Below are 20,237 nucleotides of genomic sequence, written 5' to 3'. Positions count from 1 at the left end.
GGTGGTTTCCCGGGTGGGAACGGCCGCCGGTGATCCGTAGCTTCGAAGTACACCGCACACAGCGGTGGGCGCGCCGCGGCCCGCGGCCGCGCAGCCCTTCGACGCCGCCACGGAGGCGATCCGCATGCCCGCCGCGTCCAGCCCGTCACCCGCTGTCAGCCGGTCACCCGCAGTCAAGGCCCGCCGCCTGCGGACGCGGCTGCCGTGGTGGACGCTGGCCCTGCCGGTGGTCTCGTTCACAGCCCTGCTGGCGCTGATGGCGAGCGCCTCCGAGGCGAGCGCGGCGAGTCCCCCGCAGGGCCTGACGTGGCTGTTGGAGGCCCTTGCCCGGATCATCCCCATAGGTGTCTGACGATCGCCCGCGCCCGGCGTCACCCGGCAGAGGGGAGCGCTCCAACACCCCGCGCCCCGTGCCGCCTTTCGTGCGAAGCTGGGACGCATGAGCGCCGATACACCCCGCCGGATTGTCCTCCTCCGACACGCCAAGGCCGAATGGTCGGACACCGACGACCATGAGCGTCCGCTTGCGGACCGCGGCCGCAAGGATGCCCCGGTGGCCGGCCGCTGGCTGGCCGGGGCCGGGATCAACCCCGATCTGACCCTGTGCTCGACGTCCGTACGCACCCGCGAGACGTGGAAGCTCGCCGTCCATGAACTCCCCGAGCGGCCCAGGACCGTCTATGACGAGCGGATCTACGAAGCGTCCCTGGGCGAGCTCATCGCGCTGCTGAACGAGACCTCCGACGAGGTCGACGACCTGATGCTGGTCGGCCACAATCCGGGAGTGCACGCGCTCGCCGACGCGCTCGCCGGTGAGTCCGACGGCGATCTGCTGCCGCGGATGAACCGCAGCGGCTTCCCGACCGCCTCGATGGCCGTGATCAGCTTCCACGGCTCATGGAAGTCGGTCGAGCACGGCGTCGGACGGCTGGTCGCGTACTGGACCCCGCACGAGTGATCCCGCCGCCTTCGCGCGCGCGAGGGGCGCGGTAGGCGGCCCCGGATACGACCGGAGGGCCCCGGCAGCCGTGTGCCGGGGCCCTCGCGTATGTCGTCGCCGGACGGGGTGCGCGTCATGCCCTGGTCGGATGGGTGCGCGTGGTGCGCGGTGCGCTCACTCGGCGTGGGTGTCGGCCGCCTCGACCTCTTCGCGGGTGACACCCAGCAGATACAGCACGGTGTCCAGGAACGGAACGTTCACGGCCGTGTGCGCCGCCTGGCGGACCACCGGCTTGGCGTTGAAGGCCACCCCGAGGCCGGCCGTGTTGAGCATGTCGAGGTCGTTGGCCCCGTCGCCGATGGCCACGGTCTGGTCGAGCGGCACCCCGGCCTGGTGCGCGAAGTCCCGCAGCAGCCTGGCCTTGCCGGCCCGGTCCACGATGTCACCGGTGACCCGGCCGGTCAGCTTGCCGTCGACGATCTCCAGGGTGTTGGCGGAGGCGAAGTCCAGCCCCAGCTCGTCCTTGAGCGCATCGGTGACCTGGGTGAAACCGCCTGACACGACGCCGACTTGATAGCCGAGCCGCTTGAGGGTCCGCACCAGGGTCCGGGCGCCGGGGGTGAGCCGTACCTCCTTGCGCACGGCCTCGACCACCGACTCGTCGAGCCCGCCGAGCAGCTCGACCCGGGCGTGCAGGGACTGCTCGAAGTCCAGCTCGCCGCGCATCGCGGCGGCGGTCACCTCGGCCACCTCGGCCTCGCAGCCGGCATGCGCCGCGAACAGCTCGATGACCTCGTCCTGGATCAGCGTGGAGTCGACGTCCATCACGACCAGCCGCTGGGCCCTGCGCTGCAGCCCGGCGGCCACCACGGCAACGTCCACACCCAGCTGCGCGGCCTCCAGGGCCAGGGCGGTGCGCAGCGTCTCGGTGGCCGTGCCGGACACCGCGAATTCCACGGCGGTCACCGGATACTTGGCAAGGCGGAAAATACGGTCGATATTGCCGCCGGTGGCCGTTATGGCGGCGGCGATGGCGGCGGTGGACTCCGCGGTGAGCGGGTGCCCCAGCACGGTGACGTGCGAACGTCCGGTGCCGCGCGGACGGTTGTCGCCCCGGCCGGAGATGATCTCCGCCTGGAGGTTCAGCGACTCGGCCCAGCTGTGCACGGTGGCCCGCAGGTCGCCTTCGGAGGTGCCCGAGGCGCCCTTGGCGGGGGAGGGGGTGGTGACCAGTGCGCACAGTGTGATGCGCCCTCGGGTCACCACCTGCTCGATGTCCACGACATCGACGGAGTAGGCGGCGAGGGTGTCGAAGAGACCTGCGGTGATGCCGGGCCGGTCCTTCCCGAAGATCTTCACAAGGAGGGTCGGTGCGTCGTCGCCCGGGACGGCGGTGGCAGGCGGGATCTGCGATGCGCTCATGGTGCCCTTACGGTAACCGCCGGGCCGTCGCGCCCGTACGGGTGTCCGGGGTTCGGACCGCCGGGGCCCGTGCCCGCGCGCACCGGCACACCGGCGCTCCGTCCCGGATGCCTCCGTCGATCGTTATGGAGTCGTGTCCGACCCTCTCCGGGGCGTGGTGACACCGCCGGAACGCCAACGCCCTTGCGGCGGTGACACGTTCGGGCCGATAACGGAACGCAACCGCGACAGTCCGCGGTGTCGATCATGGATTTGTCCGCTCCATCCCATAATGCGGCCTCCGAGGCGGACGCGCATCGCGTCCGGGACGGGCCCGACCGCGCCCCGCCGGGCACCGGGGCGTCCGGGAACACCCCTAATCCGGTGATCCCTGCGCATCCATGGGTTCTTCCCGCGCTCCGGGGGAGTTTGGCGGGCCGCCCGCACGAGCCGTCCGCGCTCCGGCCGCGTCCCGGTTTCCGGTCCACGGGCCGAGCCTGAAATAGTTCCTCACGATGTTCGCCATCCCTAGACTTCCCATACAGGGCGTCACTCGGGGGACTATGTAATGGGGCATGGAGTGCCTGAACTCGTACTCGAATTGAACGGAAGGACCTGGACGCTCGACCCGTCCCGGTCCTACAACGTGGGCCGTGATCCGCAGGGCGACATGGTGCTCGACGACGCCAGGGTCTCCTGGCGCCACGCCACCGTGCGGTGGGGTGGCCGCAGCTGGATCATCGAAGACCAGGGCAGCACCAACGGCACCTACGTCCAGGGCCAGCGGATCCACCAGATGGAGATCGGCCCCGGCTCGACCGTGCACCTGGGCAACGCCACCGACGGCCCCCGGGTGACCCTGTCCGCCGCGGCGCCGGCCGCCGACGCCTTCCAGGCGCAGCCCGCGATGGCGCCGCAGCAGCAGGCCGCGCAGGGCTGGCAGGCGCCGCCCGCGCACCAGCCGCCGGCCCAGCAGCCGCCCGTACAGCACCAGCCGCCCGCCCAGCAGGGCTGGCAGGCGCCGCCGCAGGGTCAGCAGCCGCCGTACGTCCCGCCGCAGCAGCAGGCCGGGCAGCCCCAGCAGGCCCAGCAGCGCCCCGCGCAGCGGCCGGCCGGCGCACCCGTCCAGGGCGACCGCAGCCCGACCACGTTCCACCGCCTCGACACGGGCCGGGTGATGCGGATCGGCCGTGCGCTGGAGAACGAGCTGGTCGTCTCCGACCTCCAGGTCTCCCGCCACCACGCCGAGTTCCGCGCCACCCCCGACGGCCGCTTCGAGATCCGCGACCTGGGCAGCCACAACGGCACCTACGTCAACGGCCAGCCGGTCACCAAGTCCGGTACCGCGCTGATCGGCCCGAACGACATCATCGGCGTCGGCCACTCGACCTTCCGGCTGGTCGGCGACCGGCTGGAGGAGTTCGTCGACACCGGCGAGGTCTCCTTCTCGGCCCGCCACCTCACGGTCACCGTCGAGGGCGGCAAGCAGATCCTCAAGGACGTTTCCTTCGGCGTCCCGGAGAAGTCGCTGGTCGCGGTCATCGGTCCGTCCGGCTCCGGCAAGTCCACGCTGCTCAAGGCGCTGACCGGCTACCGCCCCGCCGACCAGGGCGACGTCCTCTACGACAACCGGAACCTCTACAAGCAGTTCGCCGAGCTGCGTCAGCGCATCGGTCTGGTCCCGCAGGACGACATCCTGCACAAGGAGCTGACCGTCCAGAAGGCGCTGCGCTACGCGGCCAAGCTCCGCTTCCCCGGTGACACCGCGGAGGCCGAGCGCGAGGCTCGGATCGACGAGGTGCTGCACGAGCTCAAGCTCCATGTGCACAAGGAGAAGAAGGTCACCTCGCTCTCCGGCGGCCAGCGCAAGCGCGTCTCGGTGGCCCTGGAGCTGCTGACCAAGCCGTCGCTGATCTTCCTCGACGAGCCGACCTCCGGCCTCGACCCGGGCATGGACCGCGATGTCATGCAGCTGCTGCGCGGCCTCGCCGACGACGGCCGCACGGTCCTGGTCGTCACCCACTCCGTGGCCGAACTCGCCCTCTGCGACAAGCTGCTGGTGATGGCCCCCGGCGGTGGCGTGGCCTACTTCGGCCCGCCCGAGGAGGCGCTGAACTTCTTCCAGTACGAGACCTGGGCGGACGTCTTCTCGGCCTTCGAGAACTACCGCGACTACGACTGGATGGGCCGCTGGCGCGGCTCCCCGCACTACCAGATGTACGCCGCGGACATCGACGCCGTCGCCCCGCAGTCGGTGGCGATCCAGCCGCCGCCGGCCCGGATGCAGAAGTCCCAGAGCTGGGGCTCGCAGCTGTGGACGCTGATGCGGCGCTATGTCTCGGTGCTCGCCTCCGACCGCGGCTTCCTGGGGCTGATGGTGATCCTGCCGGCGGTCCTCGGCGTGGTCTCGATGCTGATCCCCAGCGACTACGGACTCGGGTACGGCCCGCTGAACAAGCACCGCACCAACCGCGACGCGAGCACGATCATGCTGATCCTCGCGGTCGGCATGTGCTTCTCGGGTGCGGCCAACTCGGTCCGTGAGCTGATCAAGGAGCGGGTCATCTACGAGCGGGAACGGGCCACCGGCCTGTCGCGCTCGGCGTACCTGATGTCCAAGGTGATCGTGCTCGGTGTGGTCACGGCCATCCAGGGCGTGATCATCGCGGCGATCGGCTTCTCGACCCGGAACATGCCCGCCGAGGGCCTGGTGATCGAGAAGGCCCCGGCCATCGAGATGGCGCTGGCGATCATCGCGCTGGGCTTCACCTCGATGATGTTCGGCCTGATCATCTCCGCGCTGGTCAAGACCGCCGAGAAGACCATGCCACTGCTGGTCATGTTCGCGATCGTCCAGGTGGTCTTCACCGGCGTGCTCTTCCAGCTGTTCGACACCCCGGGCGTCGCGCAGTTCGCCTGGCTGATGCCGTCGCGCTGGGCCGTCGCCGCGATGGGGGCGACCGGGGACATGAACACCCTGCTGCCGTGGGAGCTGGGCAACCCCGACCCGCTGTGGAAGCACCAGACCGGCGTCTACGTGATGGACATGATCATCCTGATCAGCCTGGGCGTCGCGCTCGCCTTCGTCGTCGCGCGGCTGCTGCGCCGCCACGAGCCGGAGGTCATGCGCAAGTAGTGCGTCCCGCGGCACCACGCCCGAGGGGCGGCACCCGGTATGCGGGTGCCGCCCCTCGGGCGTGCTGCGCCGTGTGCGCGGACTGCGTGAACCGGCGGCTCAGTAGGCCGAGTTGACGTTGTCCATCGAGCCGTACTTGTCGGCCGCGTAGTTGCAGGCGGCGGTGATGTTGGCGACCGGGTCGTAGATGTTCCAGGACGTGCCCTCGACGTGCCACGTCTTGAAGGTCGGGTCGATGACCTGCAGCAGGCCCTTGGACGGGATGCCGTTCTGGGCGTTGATGTCCCAGAGGTTGATGGCCATCGGGTTACCGCTCGACTCCCGGATGATGTTCCGGTAGATGCCGTTGTAGGAGCCGGGGATGCCCTTCTTCGCCATGACGTCCAGCGACTCGCGGATCCAGCCGTCGAGGTTGTCCGGGTAGGTCTTGACGGCCGGCTTCGGCGCGGCGGCGGGGATCGCGGTGCGTACGGCGGACCGGCTCGCGGCCTGCTTCGCCTTGCGCGCCTTGTCGGCCTTGGCCTTCGCCTCGGCGGCGGCCTTCGCCTTCGCGGCCTTCTCGGCGGCGGCCTTCTTGGCGGCGGCCTCGGCCTTGCCCTTGGCGGCGGAGTTGTCGGCCTGCTGGGTGATGGTGGCCTGCTGGGTCTTGGCGGCGGTGTCCACCGCGCTGAAGGCGACCGGCTTGACGTTCTCGACGGCGGCGGCCTGGGCCTTGCCCTGCTCGGCGTCGGCCCCCGGGACAATGCTGAAGACCAGTGCGGCGGCACCGGCGGCGGCGACACCGGCGACGGAGAGCTTGTGCGTCCGGGTCAGGCGGTTCAGACCAGAGATGGCGTGCTTGGGCATGGCGGGACAGACCTTCCGATGGGGGACATCGCACGGGCCCTGAGCGGCGGCGAACGCCGAGTCATGAACCACGGCGCCGAGCGACGGGAGCCATTCTTAGCGGCCGAAAATTGCCCCGGCAAAGGTGTGACGTACGATCCCGGTTAGTGGAACCATGGGCGGGAATATTGCGTCCCCTACCGTCATTTCCCAGCTCACGCCCTATTTGGGGCACCACTAACCCGGGTCGTAAGTGATGTGCGTCCTATTAGCGGCGTCACACCGCGGAACGGTTTATCTCGCCAGACGTAATTGCAAACGCACAGTCCGTAGAGGTCAGATCTCCACCATGACCTGGTCCAGGGACTTTCGGATCAAATCGGGCACTTCGCACTCCGGGGCGGGATATCCCACCGGAATCACCGCGAACGCCTTCTCGTTGGCGGGCCGCCCCAGCACCTCCCGCAGGAAGCGCATCGGACTGGGCGTGTGCACCAGCGCCGCCAGCCCCGACAGATGCAGCGCGGACAGCAGCATGCCGACCGCGATGCCCACCGACTCGTCCACGTAGTAGTGCTTGCGCCTGCTGCCGTCCGCACCCAGCCAGTGCCGCTGCTGGAAGACGACGATCAGCTGCGGGGCATCGGTCAGATGCGGCTTGACCTCGTCCGTGCCCAGCGGCCGCAGCGCCGCCAGCCACTCCTCGCCCAGCCGCCCCCCGTAGGACACCCGCTCCTCCGCCTCGGCCGCCGCCCTGATCCTCCGGCGCACCTCGGGGTCCTTGACCAGGACGAACGTCCAGGGCTGCTGATGCGCCCCGGACGGCGCGGTGGCCGCGCAGGCGATGGCGTCCCGCACCACCTGCTCCGGAACCGGGTCGGCGGCGAACTGGCGGACCGTGCGCCGCCGGGCCATCCGCTCGCGCAGCTCGGCGGCGCGGGCCAGCGACTCGGCCGCGGGCATCCGCTCGGGCCGGTAGGGGACCGCCCGGTAGGGCGCGCCGTGGGTCGGCGTCCAGCGTGTCGTTGCGTCTGACTGCGTTGGTTGCGACATGCACCGAGTCTGGAACTCAGTCCGGCAGCAGCAGATGCAGATCGCCGAATTCGTGCCACAGGTAGTGGCGCCGCACCGCCTCGGCGTAGGCGCGCCGCAGCGTCGCCCCGTCCGCCGTCACGGACGCCACCGCCTGAAGCATCAGCAGATGCGAGGCGGTGGGCTCGTGCAGCCCGGTGAGCAGGCCGTCCACCGCCCGCACCCCGCGCTCCGGCGTCACCACCAGCTCCGTCCAGCCGGCCGCCGCCCGCACCCGCCCGTCCGCCCCGGCCGCCGACTCCAGCGCCCGTACGGCGGTGGTGCCCACCGCGATGATCCGCCCCCCGGGGGTGCCGCGCGCCGGACCGCCCGCCCGCTGCGCCGCCCTCCGCCGCGCCCGTACGGCGTTCACCAGCCACGCCGTCATCGGCGGCACCGTGAACCGCTCCGGATACGGCGGCTCGAACGCCTCCGCCGACGCCACCCCCGTGTGCAGCGAGATCGGCGCGAACTGCACCCCCCTGCCGACCAGCCGCGCCACCAGCTCCGGCGTGAAGGGCCTCGCCGCGCTCGGCATCTCCGCGCTGCCGTCGCCGGGGGAGTCCTCGGCGAACACCGTCTGGTAGGCGGCCAGCGGCTGGTCCCGGTCCGTGTAGCCGTAGCGGATCGGCCGCCCGTGGCGCCGCATCAGCTCCGGCACCCGCACGCCCGCCGGCCGCGCCCACCACAGCCGACGGCCGCCGGGGTCCACGGGGGCCTGGAGCACCAGCCGTCCCCCGCCCGGCAGCCGCACCGCCAGGCCGGCCGGCCCGCCCGCCCGCGGCCGGGTGCTGCCCAGGCCGTCCGGGCTGCGCAGCTCCACCGCCCAGCAGCCGACCACCGCCCGGCCCGCCGGGTGCCGGCGGTCCGCCCGGGTCGAGAAGTGCACCACCACCGGCTCACCGCGTCCGCGCCCGTCGCCGATCCTGCCGTCCACCGCCGCGGGCAGCGTCCGTGAGGTGTTCACCACCAGCACGTCCCCGGCCGCCAGCAGCTCCGGCAGCTCACCGAAGGAGTGGTGGCCGACCCCGTCCGCGCCCCGGCTCACCAGCAGCCGTACGGCATCCCGGCCCAGGCCCGGTCCGCGCTGCTCGGCCGGCACCCGCGCCGACAGCTCCTGCGGGACCGGGAGCACCTCCGCGATCACCGGAAGCTCCCGCCGTGGGGCGCGGCCGTCAGGTCCGCGGTCGTGTACCGCCCACTGGCGGCCGCCCCGTCCAGCAGCCGCAGCAGCGCCGGGACCACCGTCTGGGGCAGCGGCCGCCCGGAGCCGTCGTCGTCCGGTACCGCGGCCGCGTACAGATCGGTCTGCATGTCGCCCGGGTCCACCCACCACACCCGCAGTTCCGGCTCCTCCACCGCCAGCACCGCCGACAGCTGGTCCAGCGCCGCTTTCGAGGCCCCGTAGCCGCCCCAGGTCGGATAGGCCTCGACGGCGGCGTCCGAGCTGAGGGTGAGAACGGCACCATGCACCCCTACATAAGGGTGCGAAACGGACAAGTCACCATTTTGGGAATTCTCGGAGTAAGGGTGTGAATCGTATGCCTCGGTGGGGTGCTCATCCCCCCTAAACGGTGCGTCCCCTATATATAGGGCCTCTGCTTCATACGAGGGCGGATAGGAGAAATACGAGGAACCACGCAAAAGCGGCAAAGACGCCTTGATGAGCTCCAGCGGTGCCACCACGTTCACCTCCAGCGCCCTCCGCAGCCCCGCCGCCGGCAGCTCCGCCAGCCGCACCAGCGGCTCGGCCCCCAGCGCGCTGGCGTTGTTCACCAGCAGATCGAGCCCGCCCAGCTCCCCGGCCGCGGCCACCAGCGCCGCCCGGTGCCCGCCGTCCGCCACGTCCCCGGGCAGCGCCACCACCCGCGTCCCCGCCCCGCGCAGCTCCCGCGCCGCCTCGGCCAGCGGACCGGCCGACCTGGCGTCCACCACCAGATCCCAGCCCCGTCCGGCCAGTGCCCCGGCGAGCGCCAGGCCCAGCCCCTTCGATGCCCCCGTGATGACCGCCACCGGCATGACCGCGTCCCCTTTCCCGGCCGGGCCCGCGGAGCCGAGCCCACGCCCTCACCGTAGGAACGCCACCGCCCCGGGGACGTCGGCCGGCGGACCGGCCGTGGCCAGGGCATTCGGCCTAGGCCGCGGGTCCTAGGCGGAAGGCGTCGCCGGACCGATACGGGCCGCTCACCCCGCCGGTACGGTGAGGCCATGACCAACGGACCGGGAGCCGGGATCCCCGCGGTGAGCACCGCGATCCTGGCGATGAGCAGGCATCTGGAGGTACGCGACGTCCTGAAGACGATCGTGGCCTCGGCCCGCGAGCTGCTGGACGCCGAGTACGCCGCCCTCGGGGTGCCCGACGACCACGGCGGCTTCGCCCAGTTCGTGGTGGACGGCGTCAGCGCCGAGCAGTGGAAGGCCATCGGCCCACTGCCCCGGCAGCACGGCATCCTCGCCGCGATGCTCCACAACGCCACTCCCGAGCGGCTCGCCGACGTCCGCGAGGACCCCCGCTTCGGCGGCTGGCCGGCGGCCCACCCGGACATGTCCGACTTCCTCGGCCTGCCGGTCGCCGACGGCGACGAGATCCTCGGCGCCCTCTTCCTCGCCAACAAGCGCTGCCCCAAGCCCGACCGCACCTGCGGCTTCACCGAAGACGACGAGCGGCTGCTCGGCATACTCGCCCAGCACGCCGCCATCGCCCTGACCAACGCCCGCCTCTACGAGCGCAGCCGCGAGCTGACCATCGCGGGCGAGCGCGCCCGCCTCGCCCACGAACTGCACGACGCGGTCGCCCAGAAGCTCTTCTCGCTCCGCCTCACCGCCCAGGCCGCCACCGCCCTGGTCGACCGCGACCCGGCCCGCGCCAAGGACGAACTGCACCAGGTCGCCGCGCTGGCCGCCGAGGCCGCCGACGAACTGCGCGCCGCCGTCGTCGAACTGCGCCCCGCAGCCCTGGACGAGGACGGCCTGGTCGCCACCCTGCGCTCGCAGATCCAGGTCCTGGACCGCGCCCACTGCGCACAGGTCACCTTCGCGGCCCAGGGCGTACGGGCGCTGCCCGCCGCCCAGGAGGAAGCCGTGCTCCGGGTCGCCCAGGAGGCGCTGCACAACGCCCTGCGGCACTCGGGCGCCGAACGCGTCGAGGTCACGCTCTCCCGCAGCGGCCAGGGGGCGCTGCTGCGGATCGCCGACGACGGCAGCGGCTTCGACCCGAAGGCCGTCCGCCGGGCCGGCCGCCACCTCGGCCTGGTCTCGATGCGCGACCGCGCCGGCGGCGTCGGCGGAAAGCTCACCGTGGAGTCGGAGCCCGGCAAGGGCACCGCTGTCGAGATGGAGGTGCCCGGTGGCTGACACCGGCTCAATCCGCGTACTGCTGGTCGACGACCACCAGGTCGTCCGCCGGGGGCTGCGGACGTTCCTGGAGGTCCAGGACGACATCGAGGTGGTGGGGGAGGCCTCCGACGGGGCCGAGGGCGTCGCCGCCGCCGAGCAACTGCGCCCGGACGTCGTCCTGATGGACGTCAAGATGCCCGGGATGGACGGCATCGAGGCGCTCCGCAAACTGCGCGAACTGGACAACCCCGCACGGGTGCTGGTGGTGACGAGCTTCACCGAGCAGCGCACCGTCGTCCCGGCGCTGCGCGCGGGCGCCGCCGGCTACGTCTACAAGGACATCGACCCGGAGGCGCTGGCCGCCGCCATCCGCTCCGTCCACGCCGGCCATGTCCTGCTGCAGCCCGAAGTGGCCGGCGCGCTGCTCTCCCAGGACGAGGGCAACGGCGGCCAGGGGCGCGGCACCTCGCTCACGGAACGGGAGAGCGAGGTGCTGGGCCTGATCGCGGACGGCCGATCCAACCGCGAGATCGCCCGGGCGCTGGTGCTGTCCGAGAAGACCGTCAAGACCCACGTCTCCAACATCCTCATGAAGCTCGACCTCGCCGACCGGACACAGGCGGCGCTGTGGGCCGTCCGGCACGGCATCGGGGCCTGAAACCCGCACCGCCCCGGGGATCCGACGGTCGTCCCGTACGACAATGCGTCAAGCCGAACGTCGACTTCCGATCAGAGATTCATACTGTCGTGTAGCCGTAGCCCGTTTGGCGTATCTCTCCTCGGGGCGGGCCGTTGTTCAGAGCAGTCGTGGCGGCTGGTCACGGCAACGGCAATGAGGAGCAAGAGAGTGAAGAACATCAAGCGCGCAGCGGCCATCACGATGGTGGCGAGCGGTCTCGCCCTCGCGGGCGCCGGCGTCGCTTCGGCCCACGGCCCGCAGGCCGGCGGCCAGGCCGTGCACTCCCCGGGCATCGTCTCCGGCAACAACACCCAGGTGCCGGTGAACGTCGCCACGAACGTCTGTGGCAACAGCCTCCACATCGTGGGCATTCTCAACCCCAACTTCGGTGAGCGCTGCGTCAACAACTGACCGAGGCCCCACCCGCGTGATCCGCGTGACCCGCGCTCCGTCATGAACCCTGCGGGTCACGCCGGACCGGCCCCGTCACCCCTTGGACGAGCGGCCGGTCCGCTCCGCACCACCACCGTCGTCCGTGGCCCCGTGCCACCACCTAAGGAACTCATCTCATGAACACCGTCAAGAAGGCCGCCCTCGTTCTCTCCGCCACCGGTCTGGCCCTTGGTGCCGCCGCCGGCGCCGCGTTCGCCACCGACGGTTCCCAGGCCGGCGGCCAGGCCGTGCACTCCCCGGGCATCGTCTCCGGCAACAACACCCAGGTGCCGGTGAACATCCCCGTGAACGTCAACGGCAACAGCGCCAACGTGGTGGGGATCGGCAACGCCGTCTTCGACAACGTCAGCGTCAACAACTGACGCTGCCTGATCGCGGGCTGAACAGCTCACCTGCCCCGAGCTGTTCAGCCCGCGGGCGCTGTCGGCCCTCGGACACCCGGCCGGCCCCTGGCTCCGCACAGCAACCGTCGTTTGCGGCCCTGTGCCACCTCGTAAGGAACTCACACTCCATGAATACTGCCAAGAGGGTCGCACTCGTCGTCGCCACCGCCGGGCTGGCCCTCGGCATCGCCACCGGCAACAGTGCCCACGTCGTCGGTGTGCTCAACCCCACCTTCGACAATGAGAGCGCGAACAGCTGAGGTTGCCCGGAACGGGGTGAACAGCTCACCTGCCCGAGCTGTTCGCCCTGCCTCGGCAACGGCCCCGTCGTCGACCACACAATGGTCCGGCGGGGCCCGTTCCGTTCACCCCCGGCGCCGCTCCCGCTCCTCCATCGCGGAGTTGTACGCCGCCACCTGCGCCCGCCGGGCCGTACGCTCCACCGGTCGCAGCGCCTCCGCACGCGCCGCGATCTCCGACGAGCTCACCGCCCCGCCGTGCTCCCCGTCCCCGCCCGCCGCGCGGGCGATGTCGATCAGCGCGCCGACCCGCTGCGCGAGCTCCAGCACCCGCACCGCGCGCGGCGGATACCCGGGGGCCAGCACCTGCCGTCCGGCCTCCGCCCGTGCCCGGTACGCCTCCAGCGCCGCCTGCGCCACCGGACCGGACCCGGCCACATCCAGCTTCGAGAGCAGCTCGGTCGCCTCCCGCAGCGCCTCCGCCAGCTCCCGCTCCGCCTCGCCCAGCGACGGCACATCGGCCGGATGCGCCTCGCGCGCCGGCAGGCAGCGCCAGACCACCTCCACATGCACATCGGGCGCGGCACCGCCCTCGGGCCCGGCCTCGTACGCCTCCGGGACCAGCCCCAGCCCGGCACCCGCGGCGAGCACCGCCTCCCCGGCCTCCAGCGCCCGCGCATTGAATTCCGGCGGGCCGCACAACCCCAGCGGATGCCCCGGCACCGGCAGCGCGAGCCGCAGGCCGACCGCCCCCATCGTCCGCAGCCGGCCCAGCGCGAGCGTCAGCCCGACCGGCTTCTCCTCCCCGGGCAGGCCTTCCACGCGGTGCACCGCATCGTCGTCCGCGATCCGATGCGCGGCTTCATCTGGCGAGACAAGTCCGGCCAAAAGGGCATTTCCCCATGCCGCCAGCCGTCCCGAGCGAGGTTCATCGAGCATGGCCCCCAGCCTAGGGAACGGCACTGACAACGAGTGGCGTAGGTTTGCAGGGGCTGCGCCTACAGGTGTACGCGACGACCGAGAAGCAATGGGAGACAACGCGCTCATGAGCGATGTGCTGGAGCTGGTGGACGTATCCGTGGTCCGCGAGGGACGGGCTCTGGTGGACCAGGTCTCCTGGTCGGTGAAGGAGGGGGAGCGCTGGGTGATCCTCGGCCCCAACGGCGCCGGCAAGACCACCCTGCTGAATGTCGCCTCCAGCTACCTCTTCCCGACCAAGGGCACCGCCTCCATCCTCGGAGAGCAGCTCGGCAAGGTCGACGTCTTCGACCTGCGCCCGCGCATCGGCGTCGCCGGCATCGCGCTCGCCGACAAGCTGCCGCGCAGCCAGACCGTCCTGCAGACCGTGCTCACCGCCGCGTACGGCATGACCGCGAGCTGGCAGGAGGACTACGAGGACGTCGACGAGCAGCGCGCCCGCGCCTTCCTCGACCGCCTGGGCATGACCGCCTATCTCGACCGCAAGTTCGGCACCCTCTCCGAGGGGGAGCGCAAGCGCGCCCTGATCGCCCGCGCGATGATGACCGACCCCGAGCTGCTCCTGCTGGACGAGCCGGCCGCCGGCCTCGACCTCGGTGGCCGCGAGGACCTGGTGCGCCGCCTCGGCCGCCTGGCCCGCGACCCGTACGCGCCCTCGATGATCATGGTCACCCACCATGTCGAGGAGATCGCCCCCGGCTTCACCCACGTCCTGATGATCCGTCAGGGCAAGGTGCTCGCCGCCGGCCCGCTCGACCTCGAACTGACCTCCAGCAACCTCTCCCACTGCTTCGGCCTGCCGCTGATCGTCGAGCGCAACGGCAACGACCGCTGGACCGCGCAGGGCCTGCCGCTGACCTGAGCCCCGCCGGTCGCCCGGCCGCCCACCCCGTAGGAGCCCCTGGCACGGCGCCGGCCCCGGTCGCCGACCGATCGCGCCCTGTCCCGGTCCGCCGCACGGACCTACCATGAAGCCGTGGATCCATGGGTGTGGTGGCTGATCGCCGCCGTAGGACTGGGTATTCCTCTCGTCGTGACCGCGATGCCCGAATTCGGGATGCTCGCGGTCGGCGCCGTCGCCGGTGCCGTCACCGCAGCGGTAGGTGGCGGCACCGTCCTCCAATTCATCGTGTTCGCCGCCGTATCGGTGGCGCTGATCGCCGTCGTACGGCCGATCGCCAACCGCCACCGCGGCCAGGGCCCCCAACTCGCCTCCGGAATCGACGCGCTCAAGGGCAGGACCGCCACGGTCCTGGAGCGGGTCGACGGCGGCCAGGGCGGCCGCATCAAACTCGCCGGCGAGATCTGGTCCGCCCGCGCCCTGGACACCGAGCGGGTCTACGAGCCCGGCCAGCAGGTCGACGTCGTCGAGATCGACGGCGCCACCGCCGTCGTCATCTGAGCTGAACACGCTGCGCCACGAGCCATGTCTCTGAAAGACTGATCAACGGCAAGCCGGTCACACCGGCCGGCACGGACCAGCAACGAAGGGCACGGGAGCCGCTGTGGAACCGATCATCATCGTCCTGATCATCCTGGTGGTGCTCGTGTTCATCGCACTCATCAAAACGATCCAGGTCATCCCACAGGCCAGCGCCGCCATCGTGGAGCGCTTCGGCCGCTATACGAGAACCCTGAACGCGGGCCTGAACATCGTCGTCCCGTTCATCGACTCCATCCGCAACCGCATCGACCTCCGCGAGCAGGTCGTGCCGTTCCCGCCGCAGCCGGTGATCACCCAGGACAACCTGGTCGTGAACATCGACACCGTCATCTACTACCAGGTGACGGACGCCCGCGCGGCGACGTACGAGGTCGCCAGCTACATCCAGGCCATCGAGCAGCTCACGGTCACCACCCTGCGGAACATCATCGGCGGCATGGACCTGGAGCGGACCCTGACCTCCCGCGAGGAGATCAACGCGGCGCTGCGCGGCGTCCTGGACGAGGCCACCGGCAAGTGGGGCATCCGCGTCAACCGCGTCGAGCTCAAGGCCATCGAGCCGCCGACCTCCATCCAGGACTCGATGGAGAAGCAGATGCGCGCCGACCGCGACAAGCGCGCCGCCATCCTCCAGGCCGAAGGTGTCCGCCAGTCCCAGATCCTGACCGCCGAGGGTGAGAAGCAGTCCTCCATCCTGCGTGCCGAGGGTGAGGCCAAGGCCGCCGCACTGCGCGCCGAGGGCGAGGCCCAGGCGATCCGGGTGGTCTTCGAGTCCATCCACGCCGGCGACCCGGACCAGAAGCTGCTGTCCTACCAGTACCTCCAGATGCTCCCGAAGATCGCCGAAGGCGACGCCAACAAGCTCTGGATCGTGCCGAGCGAGATCGGCGACGCCCTCAAGGGCCTCGGCGGCGCCATCGGCAACTTCGCCCCGCCGACCGGCGGCGGCTCCATCCCCAAGCCCAGCACGCCGAAGCACGAAAATCCGCCGATCGACTGACCACCGCGCGCCCCTGGGGCATGATCGGGCGAGACCGTACCGATCATGCTCGGGGGAGCCAGCGTGACCATCTGGGAAGCCGTCGCCGTCCTCGCCGCGGGAGTCGGCGCCGGCACGATCAACACCATCGTCGGGTCCGGGACCCTCATCACCTTCCCGGTGCTGCTCGCCTTCGGACTGCCGCCGGTCACCGCCAACGTCTCCAACACCCTGGGGCTGGTGCCCGGGTCGCTCAGCGGCGCCTTCGGCTACCGCCGTGAACTCTCCGGCCAGCGCCGCCGCCTACTGCGCTTGGGGGCCACCGCCCTCCTCGGCGGCCTGGGCGGCGCGATCCTGCTGCTGGCGCTGCCACCGGAGGCGTTCGCCATAGTCGTCCCGGCGCTGATCGCGGTCGCGCTCGTCCTCGTCGTCGCACAGCCCACGCTCTCCGCCCGGCTCCGCGCCCGCCGTGCGCGCAGCGGCACCACCGCACACCCCGACGGCGGCCCCCTCCTGCTCCTCGGGCTGCTGCTCGCCAGCGCCTACGGCGGCTACTTCGGCGCCGCCCAGGGCGTGATCTACATGGCCTTGATGGGCCTGCTGCTCGACGAGGACCTGCAGCGCCTCAACGCGACAAAGAACGTCCTCGCCGCGATGGTCAACGGCATCGCGGCGGTCTTCTTCCTCTTCGTCGCCACCTTCGACTGGGCCGCCGTGGGCCTGATCGCCCTCGGCTCCACCCTCGGCGGCCTGCTCGGCGCGAGGATCGGCCGCCGGCTGCCGCCCACCGCCCTGCGCGCCGTGATCGTCGTCGTCGGCCTGCTGGCCATCGTCCAACTCCTCCTCAAATAGCGGGAGTCGGACGACGGCTCAGCGGCCGGACGGCGCTACGCCGGCAGGGCCAGCCACTCCGGCAGCGCCTCCCGCACGGACACCCCCAGCGTCGACAGCAGCGCATCCGCCGGCGTCGGCTCGAACGGCCGCCGCAGCAGCTGCATACCCGCCTGCTCCGGCGTACGGTCCGCCTTGCGGTGGTTGTCCTCCGCGCACGAGGCGACGGTATTCAGCCAGGTGTCCCCACCGCCGTGCGAACGCGGCACCACATGGTCCACCGTGGTCGCCCGGCGCCCGCAGTACGCACACCGGTGCTGGTCACGCACCAGCACACCCCGCCGCGACCACGGCGCCCGTTTTCGGAACGGCACCCGTACGTATCTGCTCAGTCTGATCACCTGCGGCACCGGCACGTCCACCGAGGCGGCCCGGATCCGCAGCCCCGGGTGCGCATGCTCGACGACGGCCTTGTCCTGCATGACCAGCACCACCGCGCGCCGCAGCGACACCGTCGCCAGCGGCTCGAAGCTCGCATTCAGCACCAGCGTCTCGCGCATCCCGTCCACCTCCCGGACCCGCTCCGCCCCCGTGGCGAAGTTGCTCCACTGTGCAGCGGCAGGTATTCCCCGAACAACGCAATTTCCGCATGCCACAAGGGAAATGGAGAGAGATCAGAAGATGAAGAAGAGGTGGTCCGGCGGCACCCCGCACACCGGGAACGGCAGCGCTCCGGGTCCCACCCCCGTGAGACACGCGGGACCCGGAGCGAACGGCAGCCGGCGAGGACGCCCGACACACACGGGCTCCGACAAGCGGCCGGCGACACACCTGCGCCCCGCCGCTCCCGCCACTGCGGTACCAGCTGCCCGACGCCCTTGTTACGGGGCGGCGGCGCACGTACCACTCTGCGTGTCGGAAGCGCCGGGGCGCAACGGAATTACGGGGCTCAGCCCGCCGGGACCTCGTACTCGGCGACCAGATGGGCCCGGCCGATCGTGTGGAACCGCAGATTGAACCCCACCACGGCGGGCGAGGCGTCCGCGTCCGGCCCCAGCTTCTCCTGGTCCACCGCGTACACCGTGAAGACATACCGGTGCGGACCGTCCCCGGGCGGCGGCGCCGCGCCCCCGAAGTCCCGCGTCCCGTAGTCGTTGCGGACATGGACGGCGCCCTCGGGCAGCCCCTTCATCTCCCCGGACCCGGCACCGGTCGGCAGCTCCGTCACCGATGCCGGGATGTCGAACAGCGACCAGTGCCAAAAACCGCTGCCCGTCGGCGCGTCCGGGTCGTAGCAGGTGACGGCGTAGCTCTTCGTCCCCGCGGGAGCGCCCTCCCACCGCAGGTGCGGCGAACGGTTCCCCTCGGCGAAGACCTGCTCCGGCCGCAGCGTCCCGCCCGGCTCCACCTCATCGCTCAGTACTGTGAACTCCGGCACCGGCGGATGGAAATCGTGCGGGAGCGGCCGCCGCTTCAGCTCGGACACGCGAACCTCCTGGTCGCTTGCTGACACCTTGTCCGGCCAGGTTAGAGCCAGTTCCGCTTGCCACCGACCTCCGCCAGCCACTGGTTGAGGTACGCCGCCCAGTCGGTCCCCTCGAAGTCGTTGAGCCCGACCGTGAACGACCGGTAGGTGTCCGACCCCTCGGTGAACAGCCCCGGCTTCTTGTCCATCTCCAGGATGACGTCCATCTCCCGGTCGTCCGCCACGAACGACAGCTCGACCTGGTTCAGCCCCCGGTACTGCTGCGGGGCGTGGAACTCGATCTCCTGGTAGAAGGGCAGCTTCTGCCGCGTCCCCCGGATGTGCCCCTGCTCCAGGTCAGCGGCCTTGAAACGGAACCCGAGCCGCCCGAACGCGTCGAGAATGGCCTGCTGCGCCGGCAGCGGGTGGACGTTCACCGGGTCGAGGTCACCGGAGTCCACCGCCCGGGCGATCGCCAGCTCCGTGGTCACCCCGACGCTCATCCCGTGCAGATGCGTCCCGAGGAACGTGGTGATCGGCGTCTCCCACGGAATCTCCAGCCCGAACGGCACCGTGTGCGCCGCACCCGGCTGCACCTCGAACGCGCCACCCAGCTGCACCTTGGTGAACTGGATGTTCCGCTTGTACTCCTCCTCGCCGCTCTCGACCTCGACCCGGGCCTGCAGCCCGACCGACAGCCCCTGGATCTCCTGGGCGACGGACCCGCCCTGGATCCGCACCTCGCCCTGCGCCACCCCGCCGGGGACCACGTTCTCCTCGAAGAGCACCGTCTCCACCGACGCGCCCCCGGCACCCAGGCTCGCCAGCAGTTTCTTGAATCCCATGCTCGTCCTCCCCAGGCGGAACGCCTGTGCTGTGTTGTCGCGCGCCGAGATCTCGGCTCGGTTCCTGCGCATCGCTTCCTACGAACGCGAAACCGCGAAGGCCGGTTCCACGGCCCCACCTTCCCAACCCCGACGCCCCGCTGGCCAGCCGGCACCCACCACCGCTCCACTACCCTCGGGCCGCATGACCGACGTACCGGAACGAATGCCGCTCCACCGCGACTTCTTCGACCGCCCCGTCGTGGAGGTGGCCCCCGACCTCCTGGGCCGCACTCTCGTCCGCCACACCCCCGACGGCCCGATCGAACTCCGCCTGACCGAGGTCGAGGCGTACGACGGCGAGTCCGACCCCGGTTCCCACGCCTACCGCGGCCGCACCGCCCGAAACGCCACCATGTTCGGCCCGCCCGGCCACGCGTACGTCTACTTCATCTATGGCATGTGGTTCAGCCTGAACGCGGTCTGCGGCCCCGAGGGCCAGGCGAGCGGCGTCCTCCTGCGCGCCGGCGAGATCCTCACCGGCGCCGCACTCGCCGCGGCCCGGCGCCCCAAGGCCCGCAGCGCCCACGAGCTGGCGAAGGGCCCGGCCCGCCTGGCCACCGCCCTCGACATCGACCGCGCCCTCGACGGTGTGGACCTGTGCGCCGGCGGCCAAGCCCCCCTCACTCTGCTGCACGGCCGCCCGCCCGCCCCCGAGCAGGTACGCAACGGCCCGCGCACCGGCGTCGGCGGAGACGGAGCCGACCACCCTTGGCGTTACTGGATCGCCGACGATCCGACGGTCAGTCCATACCGCCGGCACGTCCCGCGCCGCCGCACGGCCGGCGCAACTTGACTCTCCACGGTCAACCGCCTAACGTAGCCCGAGCCGTTGGAGACGGGCAGCGCTATCTGCGCAGACCGCCAGGCGGCACAACCAACTACTCTCAACGACTCCCTGACGGGTCTTATTCGGCGTTGCCGAAATTCGATCCGCCGGCTCGATTATGAGCCGCAAGGGAAAGCCGCTAAAGTAGTAACCACGCCGAAAGGGCAGCCGAAAAGCCGCCCCGAAGCGAACCTCCGACGGAAATCGGAACCGGAATCAAAGCGAAACCGGATCTGCTAGAGTCGGAAACGCGAAGAAGCCGAAAAGCTGAAACGCACCGGCGAAAATCGGAGCCGCAAGGATCTGATAGAGTCGGAAACGCAAGACCGAAGGGAAGCGCCCGGAGATCCTGGTGAAACAGGAA

Annotated in this window: 22 protein-coding genes; 13 read left to right on the top strand and 9 right to left on the bottom strand. The window is 71.0% G+C overall.

All coding sequences use genetic code 11. The features are described from left to right. Nucleotides 1-124: 124 nt before the first annotated feature. Complete coding sequence (locus ACZ5XZ_RS33900) at nt 125-352, top strand: hypothetical protein (RefSeq protein WP_468985214.1); 228 nt, start codon at nt 125-127, stop codon at nt 350-352. A gap of 87 nt (nt 353-439) precedes the next feature. Beyond that, nucleotides 440-958, top strand: a complete 519-nt coding sequence (locus tag ACZ5XZ_RS33895; RefSeq protein WP_468985211.1) for a SixA phosphatase family protein — start codon at nt 440-442, stop codon at nt 956-958. A gap of 156 nt (nt 959-1,114) precedes the next feature. On the opposite strand, the gene serB is transcribed toward ACZ5XZ_RS33895, so the two are convergent. Then, the gene (gene serB / locus ACZ5XZ_RS33890) at nt 1,115-2,362 is read right to left on the bottom strand and encodes a phosphoserine phosphatase SerB (RefSeq protein ID WP_468985208.1); all 1,248 of its coding nucleotides are present in this window, start codon (nt 2,360-2,362) and stop codon (nt 1,115-1,117) included. Between the two features lie 547 nt (nt 2,363-2,909). On the opposite strand from serB, the gene ACZ5XZ_RS33885 reads away from it, so the two are divergent. Next, nucleotides 2,910-5,477: an ABC transporter ATP-binding protein/permease gene (locus tag ACZ5XZ_RS33885; protein ID WP_468985205.1), complete on the top strand. Its 2,568-nt coding sequence runs from the start codon at nt 2,910-2,912 to the stop codon at nt 5,475-5,477. 99 nt (nt 5,478-5,576) lie between these two features. On the opposite strand, the gene ACZ5XZ_RS33880 is transcribed toward ACZ5XZ_RS33885, so the two are convergent. From ACZ5XZ_RS33880 to ACZ5XZ_RS33865, 4 genes are all read right to left on the bottom strand, one after another. Continuing rightward, complete coding sequence (locus ACZ5XZ_RS33880; RefSeq protein ID WP_468985203.1) at nt 5,577-6,323, bottom strand: transglycosylase SLT domain-containing protein; 747 nt, start codon at nt 6,321-6,323, stop codon at nt 5,577-5,579. Nucleotides 6,324-6,638: 315 nt separating this feature from the next. Further along, nucleotides 6,639-7,355, bottom strand: a complete 717-nt coding sequence (locus ACZ5XZ_RS33875) for a nitroreductase family protein (protein ID WP_468985201.1) — start codon at nt 7,353-7,355, stop codon at nt 6,639-6,641. Between the two features lie 16 nt (nt 7,356-7,371). Beyond that, nucleotides 7,372-8,520 (bottom strand): S-adenosylmethionine:tRNA ribosyltransferase-isomerase, encoded by a 1,149-nt coding sequence (locus ACZ5XZ_RS33870; RefSeq protein WP_468985199.1) that lies wholly within the window; start codon nt 8,518-8,520, stop codon nt 7,372-7,374. Then, on the bottom strand, nt 8,517-9,392 hold the full coding sequence (locus ACZ5XZ_RS33865; RefSeq protein ID WP_468985196.1) for an SDR family NAD(P)-dependent oxidoreductase: 876 nt from the start codon (nt 9,390-9,392) through the stop codon (nt 8,517-8,519). The genes ACZ5XZ_RS33870 and ACZ5XZ_RS33865 overlap by 4 nt, the downstream gene beginning before the upstream one ends. 189 nt (nt 9,393-9,581) lie before the next feature. Here ACZ5XZ_RS33865 and ACZ5XZ_RS33860 point away from each other — a divergent pair, with 189 nt between their 5' ends. The 5 genes from ACZ5XZ_RS33860 to ACZ5XZ_RS33840 all read left to right on the top strand — a co-directional run bounded on the left by ACZ5XZ_RS33860 (nt 9,582) and on the right by ACZ5XZ_RS33840 (nt 12,484). After that, the gene (locus ACZ5XZ_RS33860) at nt 9,582-10,727 is read left to right on the top strand and encodes a GAF domain-containing sensor histidine kinase (RefSeq protein WP_468985193.1); all 1,146 of its coding nucleotides are present in this window, start codon (nt 9,582-9,584) and stop codon (nt 10,725-10,727) included. Next, nucleotides 10,720-11,367: a response regulator gene (locus ACZ5XZ_RS33855; RefSeq protein ID WP_468985191.1), complete on the top strand. Its 648-nt coding sequence runs from the start codon at nt 10,720-10,722 to the stop codon at nt 11,365-11,367. The genes ACZ5XZ_RS33860 and ACZ5XZ_RS33855 overlap by 8 nt, the downstream gene beginning before the upstream one ends. 189 nt (nt 11,368-11,556) lie before the next feature. Continuing rightward, on the top strand, nt 11,557-11,799 hold the full coding sequence (locus ACZ5XZ_RS33850) for a chaplin (protein WP_384441776.1): 243 nt from the start codon (nt 11,557-11,559) through the stop codon (nt 11,797-11,799). A gap of 158 nt (nt 11,800-11,957) precedes the next feature. Further along, complete coding sequence (locus ACZ5XZ_RS33845) at nt 11,958-12,203, top strand: chaplin (RefSeq protein ID WP_384441779.1); 246 nt, start codon at nt 11,958-11,960, stop codon at nt 12,201-12,203. A gap of 149 nt (nt 12,204-12,352) precedes the next feature. Next, entirely contained in the window at nt 12,353-12,484 is a 132-nt protein-coding gene (locus ACZ5XZ_RS33840) for a chaplin family protein (RefSeq protein ID WP_468985188.1), read from the top strand. 105 nt (nt 12,485-12,589) lie between these two features. Here the strand turns inward: ACZ5XZ_RS33840 and ACZ5XZ_RS33835 are convergent, their stop codons facing one another. Beyond that, nucleotides 12,590-13,402 carry a hypothetical protein gene (locus ACZ5XZ_RS33835; protein ID WP_468985186.1) on the bottom strand — a complete coding sequence of 271 codons (813 nt, stop codon included), beginning with the start codon at nt 13,400-13,402 and terminating at the stop codon, nt 12,590-12,592. Nucleotides 13,403-13,490: 88 nt separating this feature from the next. Here ACZ5XZ_RS33835 and ACZ5XZ_RS33830 point away from each other — a divergent pair, with 88 nt between their 5' ends. The 4 genes from ACZ5XZ_RS33830 (at nt 13,491) to ACZ5XZ_RS33815 (ending at nt 16,716) form a co-directional block, all read left to right on the top strand. Next, nucleotides 13,491-14,303 carry an ABC transporter ATP-binding protein gene (locus tag ACZ5XZ_RS33830; RefSeq protein WP_468985184.1) on the top strand — a complete coding sequence of 271 codons (813 nt, stop codon included), beginning with the start codon at nt 13,491-13,493 and terminating at the stop codon, nt 14,301-14,303. Nucleotides 14,304-14,429: 126 nt separating this feature from the next. Continuing rightward, complete coding sequence (locus ACZ5XZ_RS33825) at nt 14,430-14,843, top strand: NfeD family protein (protein ID WP_468985361.1); 414 nt, start codon at nt 14,430-14,432, stop codon at nt 14,841-14,843. Between the two features lie 103 nt (nt 14,844-14,946). Beyond that, nucleotides 14,947-15,885: an SPFH domain-containing protein gene (locus tag ACZ5XZ_RS33820; protein ID WP_399150038.1), complete on the top strand. Its 939-nt coding sequence runs from the start codon at nt 14,947-14,949 to the stop codon at nt 15,883-15,885. A 63-nt stretch (nt 15,886-15,948) separates the two neighbouring features. Then, nucleotides 15,949-16,716, top strand: a complete 768-nt coding sequence (locus tag ACZ5XZ_RS33815) for a sulfite exporter TauE/SafE family protein (RefSeq protein ID WP_468985181.1) — start codon at nt 15,949-15,951, stop codon at nt 16,714-16,716. A gap of 35 nt (nt 16,717-16,751) precedes the next feature. On the opposite strand, the gene ACZ5XZ_RS33810 is transcribed toward ACZ5XZ_RS33815, so the two are convergent. The 3 genes from ACZ5XZ_RS33810 to ACZ5XZ_RS33800 all read right to left on the bottom strand — a co-directional run bounded on the left by ACZ5XZ_RS33810 (nt 16,752) and on the right by ACZ5XZ_RS33800 (nt 19,005). Next, complete coding sequence (locus ACZ5XZ_RS33810; RefSeq protein WP_384441797.1) at nt 16,752-17,255, bottom strand: HNH endonuclease; 504 nt, start codon at nt 17,253-17,255, stop codon at nt 16,752-16,754. Between the two features lie 389 nt (nt 17,256-17,644). Beyond that, the gene (locus ACZ5XZ_RS33805; RefSeq protein WP_468985178.1) at nt 17,645-18,181 is read right to left on the bottom strand and encodes a YbhB/YbcL family Raf kinase inhibitor-like protein; all 537 of its coding nucleotides are present in this window, start codon (nt 18,179-18,181) and stop codon (nt 17,645-17,647) included. Nucleotides 18,182-18,222: 41 nt separating this feature from the next. Beyond that, nucleotides 18,223-19,005 carry a sporulation protein gene (locus ACZ5XZ_RS33800; RefSeq protein WP_468985176.1) on the bottom strand — a complete coding sequence of 261 codons (783 nt, stop codon included), beginning with the start codon at nt 19,003-19,005 and terminating at the stop codon, nt 18,223-18,225. Between the two features lie 184 nt (nt 19,006-19,189). Between ACZ5XZ_RS33800 and ACZ5XZ_RS33795 the strand changes: the two genes are divergently transcribed. Then, entirely contained in the window at nt 19,190-19,840 is a 651-nt protein-coding gene (locus ACZ5XZ_RS33795; RefSeq protein ID WP_468985173.1) for a DNA-3-methyladenine glycosylase, read from the top strand. The last annotated feature ends 397 nt before the right edge of the window (nt 19,841-20,237 follow it).

This window comes from Streptomyces sp. NPDC033270 (genome assembly GCF_055576575.1).
The sequence above is the reverse complement of the archived record's forward strand: the minus strand, read 5'-3'. Positions and strand labels throughout refer to the sequence as shown.